Origin of the sequence: Buttiauxella sp. WJP83 (assembly GCF_027594725.1) — a bacterium.
Lineage (GTDB): Bacteria > Pseudomonadota > Gammaproteobacteria > Enterobacterales > Enterobacteriaceae > Buttiauxella > Buttiauxella selenatireducens.
Map to the genome: position 1 here is coordinate 3,971,807 of NZ_CP110080.1, position 12,122 is coordinate 3,983,928.

Below are 12,122 nucleotides of genomic sequence, written 5' to 3' on the forward strand. Positions count from 1 at the left end.
TCCTACACTTACGTATTATCGTAATTGGTTAACAGATGCAGGGGCTTTAAAGCGTGAAGATTTATCTGGTCGGTGGTGCAGTACGCGATGGGTTATTGAGATTACCGGTCAAAGATAAAGATTGGGTGGTTGTCGGTGCAACGCCACAAGAAATGCTTGATGCGGGTTTCCAGCAGGTTGGGAAGGATTTCCCGGTGTTCCTGCATCCGAAATCGCGGGAAGAATACGCATTAGCGCGCACCGAGCGTAAATCAGGCCAGGGATATACAGGTTTTACCTGCTATGCCGCGCCTGATGTCACGCTTGAGCAGGACTTGCTGCGCCGCGATTTAACCATCAACGCGATTGCCCAGGACGAACACGGCGAGTTTATCGACCCGTATCATGGGCGTGCTGATATCGAAAAACGGCTGCTGCGCCATGTTTCTCCAGCTTTCAATGAAGACCCGCTGCGTATTTTACGCGTCGCGCGTTTTGCTGCGCGTTACGCCCATCTCAATTTTCAAATTGCTCCTGAAACACTTTCACTGATGACCGCAATGGCGGCCAACGGTGAACTGGCGCATCTCACGCCAGAACGCGTGTGGAAAGAGACAGAAAACGCCCTCACCAGCCGCAATCCTCAAGTTTATTTCGATGTCTTACGCAAATGTGGGGCGCTGGCTGTGCTCTTCCCGGAAATCGACGCACTGTTTGGTGTCCCGGCTCCAGAAAAATGGCACCCGGAAATCGACACTGGTATTCACGTGCTGATGACGCTGTCGATTGCCGCACAGCTTAGCCCGGATGTTGACGTCCGTTTTGCCACGCTCTGTCACGATTTAGGTAAAGGATTGACGCCAAAAGAGTTCTGGCCGCGCCACCATGGACATGGTCCGGCAGGGGTAAAACTGGTTGAGCAATTGTGCCAGCGGATACGTGTGCCAAATGAGATCCGTGACCTTGCCAAACTGGTTGCCGAATACCACGACCTGATTCACACGTTCCCGATTCTACAGCCGAAGACCATCGTCAAATTATTCGACAGTATCGATGCCTGGCGCAAACCGCAGCGCGTTGAACAGGTGGCGTTGACCAGCGAGGCGGATGCTCGCGGGCGTACCGGTTTTGAAGCCAGTGATTATCCTCAGGGCAGACTGCTTCGTGCCGCCTGGGTTGCGGCACAGAGTGTCACCAACAAAGAAGTTATTGATGCTGGATTTAGCGGCCCGGCGATTCGCGATGAGCTAAATCGCCGTCGTATTGCCGCCGTAGAAGCGTGGAAGAAAGCCGCAGGGCTGGTGACACCTCCCGCTAAATAACAGACAAAGAGTGCTTTAACAAAGCTGTGATTGCCGCAGAGTCCGCTAATGTGTGCAGTTGTTCGCGGAACTCGCTGTGCATGAGTTTGCGGGCCAGGCGCGAGAAGATCTTCATGTGATCATCCTGTTCCCGCTCATTGACCGTCAGCATAATGACCAGTTGCACCTCCACGCCTTCTCCCCAACAAAGCGGTGTTGTCAGGCGTAAAAGTGAAATACTGCTATGCAACACATGCGGTGATTTACAGTGTGGAATCGCCACTGAAAAACCCAGGGCGGTAGAGAATACCGCCTCGCGCTCCCAGATAGCTTTTTCCACCCACGCACCCGATATCACCCGCTGCTGCACTTCAAGGTTGTCGGTCAGTAATTTGATGGCCTCCTCTTTGCTGCTCACACTTTTATCCAGTAACAGCAAATCCGCATCCAGAACCGGTTTTTGCATTTGTACTCGCATGAAATGCTCTACATGCGCTGACACGTCTTCACTGCTTTCGCTGAAAATAGTCGTTTCAAGTAACTGCTGGCATTGCTGAATATTCAGTGACATCAGCGCTTCCTTGCATGAAGTGATTGTCCCTGCTGCCATACTCAACTGCGTTAACCCCATGCCCACGAGCAGCGGCAACATTTGCTTATCTGCCGCCATTTCCCCACACAGACTGATAGCCAGCCCTGCCGCCTGCGCACGCTGGGTTATATCGCGCATTAACGCTAAAAACGTCGGGTTACGGTAATCATACAGATGCCGGACATAAGGATTACCACGATCACAGGCGAGGAAATACTGCGCCAGGTCGTTACTGCCGATAGAGACAAAATCGAGGTACTTCGCCGCTTTTTCGAGAAGATAGAGGGTAGATGGCACTTCAACCATGATCCCAAGATGCCATTCGCCGACGAGCACCTCTTCTTGTTGCAAGGTGTCTGCAATCTGATGGAATTGGCGGTGCAACCACTGGATTTCTTCAAGTGTTGCCACCATCGGCACCATGATATTCAGCGGCCCGACTGCGCTCGCTCTAAGTAATGCGCGCACTTGAGTAGTGAAAATATCGTGAAATTGCGGATACATGCGCACTGCCCGATAGCCCAGGAAAGGGTTTTCCTCTTTAGGTAAGTTGAGAAATTCACAGGGTTTATCGCCGCCAATATCCAACGTTCTAATCGTGACTTTTTTCCCCGCAGCACATCGCAATACCTCACTGTATGCCTGATATTGCTCTTCTTCATCGGGAGCCTGACTGCGTTCACAGAACAGCATTTCGGTACGGAACAGTCCGATACCATCGGCCCCCTGAGCAAACACGCCTTGGGCTTCATCCGCCAGCGCAATGTTTGCCAGAACGCTGACGGGAGTTCCATCCGCAGTCAAAACCTGCAGCCCACGCAGCGGCGCACTACGGGCAGAAATCCGCTGCTGTTTTTCGCTTTCCATTCGATACCAGCTTTCCATCGCCGCATTGGGATTTGCCACCAGCACACCGTAACGACTGTCGAGAATCAACATGCTGGCTGTGCGCATCTTCGAGTCGCATTGAGTGACGCCACACAGCAAGGGAATGCCAAACGAGCGCGCAAGAATAACGGTATGTGAAGTTTCTCCGCCCTCGCCCATCACAATGCCTTTTAAATGCGGATTGCGCAGCCGCAGGAACTGCCCCGGCGTCAGCGTTCCGCTACTGATCACAATACTGTCCTGGGTAAGTGATAATTCAGGCTCAGGTGACCAGCCTGATAGATGAGTCGCGATGCTCTGGCAAAGATCGCGTATATCGATAACCCGCTCCCGCAGATACTGACTGCTGCTTTTGAGCAACGGTTCACTTAATGCTTGGGAGGTTAGTGCAACCGCCTGCAATGCGTTGCGTGCCGCGGTATGCGAGAGCAAACATCTTTTAAAGGCGGGATCACTCAACAATTTCAGTTGCGCCGCCAACACCGATGCAGCCCCAGCATCGGCATCACCGAAGTTTTTTTGCGTCAACGTCCAGGCATCTTGCAATTGTTGCTGCTGGTGAACCGCGTCAGATGCAGGTTCGAGGCGGGATAGTTCGAAAAGATCGACCGTATCAATAAGCACCGGAATGCCACGTCCGATCCCCTTACTGACGCCATTACCCCGCACATAATCAGGATTTGCATGCTCAATAAAGACCGGCAACGGCTGAGTACAGCTGCCCGTTGAGTGAGCCAGCGGTTCGTCGCAATCTTCAAATTCATTGCGTATAAACGCGAGCAGAAGATCAAAGGCAGCCTGCTGATCGCGGCCTTCAATCAGAAACTGGCACTGGTCGCCATGAGTGATATCCGCACCAATCATCCCCAGCACACTTTTCGCGTCGGCCTGGGTCTTTTTACTCAAATTGATCAGTGTGATCGATGCGCTAAATGCTTGAGCACGTTGCTCAATTTCACTGGCTGGTCGTGCGTGAATGCCGTTGGGCAAAGTACAGGTAAAGTCGAGTGTTAACATGTTTTCTCGCCTCCAGAATGGATAACGCATGTCGCAGGCGCACACGTCTGCACCCATTCTTGATGGGTTTGCAATGCCGTTTCAGCCAGCGTTACTGCCGTGACCTCGCCGTTTGCCGTGATTTTCCCATGCTCTACAGTCCGTGCTGTCGGGTTCCAGGCTCGAACCACCAGTGCATCACTATGCTGGGCTTTTTTCAGGGTGCTGAAATGCAGCTCAGTATCCCAACTCAATACGCTGAAATGAGGGGGGAAGACTCGTCCATGGGGATTAGTACGAAAGCGTGACCAGCCCGTCTCAAGCCACGCATGAAGGTTGCCGCGTGCGCGTTCAACATCACGCCAGAACGCGCTATCCGCGCCGTTATTCATTGCCAGGAGGCTGAGTTTAAAGTGATGAACGCCCTGAATTTGAGAATCTGGTGATGGCAATACCATTCCTGATGCCCGCCCAGGACGATAAGGCATGTTGGCCTGCCCAAGCCAACCGACACTGCGCAGCAATGTCACCGCCATCACATCCTGCATGTTTTCAGGGATTTGATATTCGCGCAGCCCTTCGGTTAGCACGCACAGGCCACGTTTTTCGTCATACATCATGACCTGACTTTGCATCGGGTAAAGTGCAACCGGCGCTTCGGTCCATTGTTCGTCCTGCCAGACCGCCATTTCTGGAGGCATATTCTGGCGCTCAATCAGACCAAATGGCTGATCGGCAAAGTGAATATGTTGTTGTACGTTGGTCGGCAGCAAAACCTGTAAACGGTGGTCACGAACCGTGTTGTTGACGCTAATTGCTACGTCAAACCAGGTGTCAGAGTGCGCAAGCGTGATGGTCATCGTGATCTCAAGCTCACTATTGGCGCGGCGCGCATTGCGCGCCTCCAGATCCTCAGGCACTGCCATTTGCCAGTTCAATGTCAAACTGCATTGCAGTACTCCTTGCTGTCCCGTCACTGAAGTCAGGAAATCATCACTATTGATAAGCCAGTCATTAAACGGCGGCGAATAGTTGTAGTTGTCCCCCGCATCCCCACCATCCACCAATTGCAAAACATGATGATAGGTCTGTTGGTTACGCTTGTCGGTTAAGGTCAGGATCCCTTGTTTATCCGCTTCCAGCATCAGCCACGGGTTTTCCAGTTTCACCACCGATTCAACCTGCTGATCACACTCCGCGCGGACGCCCTCTTGCAGATACAAGGTTTGATAGCCACACGCCGGGATATCCGCAACCTCCAGCAACAAACGACATTTACGATACCAGGTGGTTTCGGTGCTATTTGACAGCTCCTGCACGATTATCGACATATCCTGGCGGCCTTCTTCGATAATCTGCCAACGGCATTCATTGCCCGCGCTATCGACCACGCGGAAATCTTGCTCAGGTGTGAAAATGGTTAGCTCGACCAGGCCCGCGCTTATATGCGGGCGCGCGTTGAAAATAATGATCTTCTTGCCATCAAGCTGGGCAGTAATTCCCTCAGCCAACATCTTCATATTCAGATCGATAAGCTGGTGCGCCATCTCCAGCCCCGATTCAAGGCGGTTTTTGACCATCGCATTCACGCGATCGGAGTTGCATCCGCCAATGCTGTCATGAGCGTGAGATTTCATCGCTTCGCGCCAGATGTTGTCCACGGCGTATTGTGGATACGGCAGACCCAGACGCCAGTTGACGGCGAGCAACGGTTCCAGATGCTGGCTCAGAGTCTGCTCAAGGCGAGCATTGAGTTGCTTAATGTCGACGCGAGTTGAGAAAATCCCGCGATGGATACGCATGTATTTCGGGCTGAGCAGCTCGCCCTGATAAATCGGCAGAGTCACATTGGTATTTTCCAGCGCCTGGAAAAACTGGCTGAAACTGCTGCGGACAAAACGATATTCATCCTGCTGTTGATTGAGTTGGTCGAGCATCTGCGGAACACGATATTCAAACGGTGACTGGTCATTTCCATTGGGGAGCAGTACGTTCTCGGTGAGCGAAAAACGCGTCTGTTTTTCCAGAATCGGCTGCAGCGCTGTCAAGCCTGCGGATGGTGAATCAGGCAGCCATTTCGCACAGCCATAACCCCAGGGGAGCACGGCGGTTGTCACTTTACTGCCGTCCGCTGCCTGCCAGCTAAATTCACTGAATGGCACGTTGTGTTCGCTCCAGCCGCGCCAGATAACGGCATGGTCGATAGCAAATTGCTGCAAGAACATCGGCAGCTGCGCACTTTGACCAAAAGAATCAGGGACATAACCCACTGGCATAGCGTCACCAAAACGCTGGCAATCCGCCTGTCCGAGCAGCAAGTTGCGGGTTATCGACTCCGCTCCGACCACCAGAAAATCGCTCTGCGTATACCAGGGGCCAATGACAATTCGCCCCTGCTCGATTAACTGCCGCAGACGGGTTTCCTGGTGGGGCGCCACACTTAAATAATCTTCGATTACCACCGTTTGCCCATCAAGTACAAAAGGCCCTAAGGTGTTATCGTCCTCAAGACGCTGCAATAAATCATCCATAAAATAATAGAGCACAGCTTTTGAATCATTCTCAGTGAAATACCACTCGCGATCCCAATGAGTGTGTTGAACCAGATGAACCGTTTTCATATATCGACCTCATCACGACGACCACTTTATATTAAGTAAAATCATCATGGGTTTATTTAAAATGCAGAAAGCCCTGAGACTCACCAGCCCCATTTATATTTGTAACCACTCACTCAATGTGCCATTTAATAAATGGCTAGCGACTCACTTTAAATTTCGGTGCCGCCGCACTCTCTTTTTCTACTTTGTTGCCAGAAAGTGTCGACTGACTGAAAACCAGCAACGACCCCAAAGCCACAATCGCTGAACCCACCGCAATAGATAGAACGTAAACTGGCCAACCATCGACGGCCAACCAACCGTAGAAACCGGAAATCGGCGCATGGTTTACCGCACCTAAGCCCACCGCCATCGCCGCACCTGTTGCAGTACCTACCACGTTGATAATGATGATTTTTGGATTTGCTAAGGCAAAGGGAATCGCCCCTTCAGAAACGCCAATCAAGCCCATTAATGTTGACGCTTTACCCGCTTCTTGCAGAGACTCAGGGAAGCGATGCTTCCAGATAAGTGTGGCGACGCCAAGGCCTATCGGCGGGATAATTATCGCCACTTGCGCCGCAGTATTTGGGTCGTATATGCCCGAAGCCAGCAGCGCCATCGCGGTTGTCACCGCAGCTTTATTTACCGGGCCACCAAGGTCGAAGCCCACCATGCCACCCACAACCGCTGCCAGAATGATTTTGTTAGTACCGGACATCGTCAGCAACCACGCTTCCATGCCGCGATTAAGTGCTGCAAGCGGTGTACCAATAACAAACGCCATGATGATACAAGTCAGCAGCGTCCCACCGACGGGCAGGATGAAAATCGGCCCTGCTGAGGCTAGCGAGCGCGGCAGTTTAATTTTTGCCGTCAGTAAGCGAACCACATAACCCGCAACAAAACCCGCCGCCAGTGCGCCCAGAAACCCTGTCCCCAGGTTACTCGCCAGCAGCCCGCCGACCATCCCTGGCGCAATCCCCGGTTTGTTGGCGATAGCGAAGCTGATGTAACCTGCCACAATCGGCAGCATTAATGACAGCGCCAACCCGCCAAATCCATCGAACTTATGCAGCATTTGCACCACCAGGCTTGCGGCCTGTTCATGACTGGCATCCCAAATGTTATCAATGCCATACATCGAAGCACCAATACGGGCAATCCCCATAATCACCGCTCCGGCGATAACAAAGGGCAGCATGTAGGAGACGCCCGTCATGATGGCGTTTTTCACTTCCGTACCCGTGGAGGATTTCGGCCCGCCACCCTGAAATTTAGCCATGATTGATCTCCTGCTCGATGGCTTCAAAGACGGCTTCACCAAACTTAATCGGGTCTGCCACGCTGCATTCCAGCTTCAGCATGCCATCGAATCGTTCTTTGTTGTTGATGGCAACATCCGCGGCAATGATAACCCCATCAGCACGTGCCAAATCGTCAGCAGTTATTTCGTTTTCCACCCCCATACTTCCCTGGGTTTCGACTTTAATTTCGTGTCCACGACTTTTGCCCGTGATTTCCAGTGCTTCAGCGGCCATAAAGGTATGGGCGACGCCCGTTGGGCATGCAGCTACACAAACGATATACATAGTGGCTTCTCTCTCAGGTCGGATTTGGACAATAAAAAAAGCACAATGGCGATGAAGCGCATTGTGCTTTTTAAGCAATAAAACAACATGTTGGGTAAATCTGAGTTCGCATCTGACTCGCCGCTCAAACGATGGCAAACCAGCAACTGGTGAACACTACGGGTAGCATAACTAAACGCCAGTTCATGGCGATGTTGCGCCACCAGACGAACCTGAACAGCGGTGTCTACGGCGTTGGAAACGTGTGGAATAAGTAGAGGCTTCGATGTGATAAACAGGCTCTGACTTGCGCAGCCCCATAAACGCGACCATCCGCCAGAAATGTCATCTTCGTTATTTTCCTGCGGGCATCCGTCATCCGCACTCAGCGACTGAAGCGAGTTGAAACAGCACAATCCACTCAGCAATGACTTCACGCTGCTGAATTTCCCCAGCAGGCAGTAGAAGCAGTAGCTGATTAATCGGTGGACTATGTCGCGCATATTTCCTCCAGGAATGAACGAATGATAATAGTCATTAACCTGATGAGTGAATGTGATTATTCGCACAATTCCTGGCATTCTAATTAACCCAATAGCGGAAATAAAAAAGCCACTCATTTCGAGTGGCTTTTATTATTAGTGGCTAATATTAGAAGAAAACGAAATACACCACTGCCGCGACCGCAAAACGATAAATTGCGAACGGAATAAAGGAAATGCGTTTGATGATATGTAAGAAAGTTTTAATCGCGACCAGTGCAACAATAAACGCGGTAATAAAACCAACGGCAAACATGGGCAAGTCTGCCATGGTCAGGAAGCCGATGCTCTTATACACATCCAGCACGGTTGCACCCATCATCATTGGCACAGCCAGCAAGAACGAGAACTCAGAGGCGGCGTAACGACTTACGCCCATGAGCATCCCACCTGAAATCGTGGCTCCAGATCGAGAAAAGCCCGGCCACAGTGCCAGACACTGGAAACAGCCAATCGCAAATGCCTGGCGATAAGTCATGTCGTCGACACCCACCGCACGTGGTTCTTTCGGCTTCAACAGCTCTGCGGCAATCAGTAACACACCGCCAACCACCAGCGCATACATCACGTTTATCGGATTAAAGAGTGACTTGATGGTGTCGTGGAAAATCAGCCCCAGAACAACGGCAGGCACCATACCCAGCAGAATATGGATAAGCGTCAAACGTCCTTTGCCTTCCCCTTCATGAGGAAGAGGCTTGCGGCCAAAGTGAATTCCGATAAGCCCAAACAGGCGGCGCCAGAACATCACCACAACAGCTAAGATTGAACCGAGCTGAATAACCACTTCAAATGTTTTCGCCGTGTCACCTTCAAATCCCAGAAGATGGCCGACAATAATCATATGTCCGGTGGACGAGACAGGTAAAAACTCCGTTAACCCCTCAACAACACCCAGAATCGCGGCTATCGCCAGCGAGTGTAGATCGCTCATCAATAAATCCTCTAACCCCTAAAACGAACACAAAAAAAGCGGCGACTGCCGCGAAAAGATGACAGTTATGACCAGGTTACACATATTTGGTTTAACAAATATGAAATTAATTATTCGCTTTCAGATTACTGCCACGCTCAATGATAACCCCAACATTAGTCGCTTGCGCAACAGCACCGGGCTTGCTCACTTTTAAACGCACCCAGGGTGAGTTAAAACGGGCTAATAATAGCTGTGCCACCTCTTCGGCGACGCGTTCTACCAGTGCAAAACGCCCGCCAGAGACATGGTTTATCACCGCTTCGCTGACATCAGCATAACTTAAACAGTCATTAACATCGTCGCTACTGGCGGCCTGGCGGTTATCCCATGCCATTTCGATATCGAATACCAGCTTCTGGGAAATCGTTTGCTCCCAGTCATAAACACCAATTGTTGTGATTACAGTAAGTTGCTCTATAAATACAATATCCATCACGCCCCGCCCGGTTTTTAGTCACGCCAGATACCACTTCTGGCGAAATATGCGTATTATCCACAGATGCAGAGAATACAACGACACTTTCAAAATGGAACAGCGTTATGAGTGCAATCGCGCCTGGCATGATCCTGCTTGCGTATCTTTGCGGCTCAATTTCTAGCGCCATCCTGGTCTGCCGAATCGCCGGTCTTCCTGACCCGCGAGAGAATGGTTCCGGTAATCCAGGTGCGACCAATGTCTTGCGACTTGGCGGTAAAGGTGCAGCCGTAGCGGTACTGATTTTTGATGTTCTCAAAGGAATGCTACCCGTCTGGGCGGCTTACGCACTCGGCGTGACGCCATTCTGGCTAGGGCTTATCGCCATCGCCGCCTGCATTGGTCATATCTGGCCTGTTTTCTTCAATTTCCATGGTGGCAAAGGCGTTGCGACGGCCTTTGGTGCTATTGCCCCTATCGGCTGGGACTTAACCGGCGTCATGGCTGGAACCTGGCTTCTGAGCGTTTTACTGAGCGGCTACTCATCACTGGGTGCGATAATCAGTGCACTGATTGCCCCGTTTTACGTCTGGTGGTTCAGACCGGAATTCACTTTCCCGGTCGCGATGCTTTCCTGTCTGATTTTGATGCGCCATCATGACAACATCCAACGTTTGTGGCGCGGCCAGGAAACAAAAATCTGGAAGAAGCTTCGCAGAAATAAAGATAAAAAAAAGGAGTGATTGCTCACTCCTTCTTAGCTGTTCACTGAGCAATTACGCCGCAGGTAACTCAGCCAACGGCCAGCGTGGGCGCACAGTTACGCTCAACTCCCCAGCGGTTCCCGCTTTTAATCGAATCATACCTGCGTAAGCAATCATCGCACCGTTATCGGTACAGAATTCAGGGCGCGCGTAGAAGACTTCTCCACGACGCTTAGCCATTATCTCAGCCATTCGCGCTCGCAACGTGCGGTTTGCACTCACGCCACCCGCCATCACCAGACGTTTAAAACCGGTTTGATCCAACGCGCGCTTGCACTTAATTGCCAGCGTATCAACAACAGCGTCTTCAAATGCTCGGGCAATATCAGCACGAGTTTGAGGATCAGCATCATTGCCACGAATGGTGTTAGCCGCGAAGGTTTTCAGGCCAGAGAAACTGAAATCAAGGCCGGGACGATCGGTCATCGGACGCGGGAAAGTAAAGCGCCCTTCAGTGCCTTCAGATGCCATTTTTGACAGCATTGGGCCACCAGGATAATCCAGCCCCAACAATTTGGCCGTCTTATCAAAGGCTTCACCTGCGGCGTCATCAATAGACTCACCCAATAGCTCGTACTGCCCAATTCCCGTCACGCTGATAAGTTGTGTGTGACCACCGGAAACCAGCAGCGCCACAAACGGGAACTCTGGCGGGTTTTCTTCCAGCATCGGTGCCAATAAATGCCCTTCCATATGATGAACGGGCACAGCAGGCACATCCCAGGCAAACGCCAACGAGCGGCCAATTGTGGCCCCCACTAACAGGGCACCAACCAGTCCTGGGCCTGCCGTATAGGCGACGCCATCAATATCTTTGGCGGTTAATCCTGCTTCTTTAAGAGCAGCCTGAATCAATGGTACGGTTTTGCGTACATGGTCGCGGGAGGCAAGCTCCGGTACCACACCGCCGTAGTCAGCGTGTAATTTCACCTGACTATACAATTGATTAGCTAATAACCCTTTTTCATCGTCATAAATGGCGATGCCAGTTTCATCACAGGAAGTCTCTATACCCAGTACGCGCATGGCTTTCTCTACCTCAAAGTCTTGCGGCGAAGTTTAAGCCTCTGAGCGCTTATTGTAAAACTCTGCTCACCTATTGCGCGCAGGTGGTGTATAATCCGCACCCCTGGAAGATTCCGGCCTTAAAAGCCAGGTTTCTGGTTGTCCGGTGCTTTACAAAGCAGCAGTAGTTGCAGTAAAATTCCGCACCATTTTGAAATAGCTGACGCCTAAGTCAGCGGCAAACCGAATTTATCAAAGGTGAGAGTTAATGCCGGTAATTAAAGTACGTGAAAACGAGCCATTCGACGTAGCACTGCGTCGCTTCAAGCGTTCTTGTGAGAAAGCAGGTGTTCTGGCGGAAGTTCGTCGTCGTGAGTTCTATGAAAAACCGACTACCGAACGTAAACGCGCTAAAGCTTCTGCTGTGAAACGTCACGCGAAGAAACTGGCTCGCGAAAACGCACGCCGCACTCGTCTGTACTAATTTTCTGGA

Annotated in this window: 11 protein-coding genes; 3 read left to right on the top strand and 8 right to left on the bottom strand. The window is 51.4% G+C overall.

Translation table 11 applies throughout. The features are described 5' to 3' along the window. Positions 1 to 53: 53 nt before the first annotated feature. Entirely contained in the window at positions 54 to 1,301 is a 1,248-nt protein-coding gene (locus tag OH773_RS18350) for a multifunctional CCA addition/repair protein (RefSeq protein WP_270140749.1), read from the top strand. Here the strand turns inward: OH773_RS18350 and ptsP are convergent. From ptsP to folB, 7 genes are all read right to left on the bottom strand, one after another. Beyond that, a complete protein-coding gene (gene ptsP / locus OH773_RS18355) occupies positions 1,294 to 3,777 on the bottom strand; it encodes a phosphoenolpyruvate--protein phosphotransferase (RefSeq protein ID WP_270140750.1) in 2,484 nt (827 codons plus the stop codon). The two genes, OH773_RS18350 and ptsP, sit on opposite strands and share 8 nt — an antisense overlap. Further along, positions 3,771 to 6,377: a glycoside hydrolase family 38 C-terminal domain-containing protein gene (locus OH773_RS18360; RefSeq protein ID WP_270140751.1), complete on the bottom strand. Its 2,607-nt coding sequence runs from the start codon at positions 6,375 to 6,377 to the stop codon at positions 3,771 to 3,773. Before OH773_RS18360 ends, ptsP begins: the two co-directional genes overlap by 7 nt. 136 nt (positions 6,378 to 6,513) lie before the next feature. Then, positions 6,514 to 7,641, bottom strand: a complete 1,128-nt coding sequence (locus tag OH773_RS18365; RefSeq protein ID WP_270140752.1) for a PTS fructose transporter subunit IIC — start codon at positions 7,639 to 7,641, stop codon at positions 6,514 to 6,516. Continuing rightward, complete coding sequence (locus OH773_RS18370) at positions 7,634 to 7,948, bottom strand: PTS fructose transporter subunit IIB (RefSeq protein ID WP_183273217.1); 315 nt, start codon at positions 7,946 to 7,948, stop codon at positions 7,634 to 7,636. The genes OH773_RS18365 and OH773_RS18370 overlap by 8 nt, the downstream gene beginning before the upstream one ends. Then, positions 7,930 to 8,430, bottom strand: coding sequence for a hypothetical protein (locus OH773_RS18375; RefSeq protein ID WP_270140753.1), 501 nt, complete (start codon positions 8,428 to 8,430; stop codon positions 7,930 to 7,932). Before OH773_RS18375 ends, OH773_RS18370 begins: the two co-directional genes overlap by 19 nt. A gap of 148 nt (positions 8,431 to 8,578) precedes the next feature. Beyond that, positions 8,579 to 9,403, bottom strand: a complete 825-nt coding sequence (gene bacA, locus OH773_RS18380; RefSeq protein WP_270140754.1) for an undecaprenyl-diphosphate phosphatase — start codon at positions 9,401 to 9,403, stop codon at positions 8,579 to 8,581. A gap of 106 nt (positions 9,404 to 9,509) precedes the next feature. Beyond that, entirely contained in the window at positions 9,510 to 9,878 is a 369-nt protein-coding gene (gene folB, locus OH773_RS18385; RefSeq protein WP_270140755.1) for a bifunctional dihydroneopterin aldolase/7,8-dihydroneopterin epimerase, read from the bottom strand. 107 nt (positions 9,879 to 9,985) lie between these two features. On the opposite strand from folB, the gene plsY reads away from it, so the two are divergent. Then, positions 9,986 to 10,603 (top strand): glycerol-3-phosphate 1-O-acyltransferase PlsY, encoded by a 618-nt coding sequence (gene plsY / locus OH773_RS18390; RefSeq protein WP_183273221.1) that lies wholly within the window; start codon positions 9,986 to 9,988, stop codon positions 10,601 to 10,603. 33 nt (positions 10,604 to 10,636) lie between these two features. Here the strand turns inward: plsY and tsaD are convergent, their stop codons facing one another. Continuing rightward, positions 10,637 to 11,650 (bottom strand): tRNA (adenosine(37)-N6)-threonylcarbamoyltransferase complex transferase subunit TsaD, encoded by a 1,014-nt coding sequence (gene tsaD / locus OH773_RS18395; RefSeq protein WP_270140757.1) that lies wholly within the window; start codon positions 11,648 to 11,650, stop codon positions 10,637 to 10,639. 247 nt (positions 11,651 to 11,897) lie between these two features. Here tsaD and rpsU point away from each other — a divergent pair, with 247 nt between their 5' ends. Then, the gene (rpsU, locus tag OH773_RS18400; protein WP_001144069.1) at positions 11,898 to 12,113 is read left to right on the top strand and encodes a 30S ribosomal protein S21; all 216 of its coding nucleotides are present in this window, start codon (positions 11,898 to 11,900) and stop codon (positions 12,111 to 12,113) included. The last annotated feature ends 9 nt before the right edge of the window (positions 12,114 to 12,122 follow it).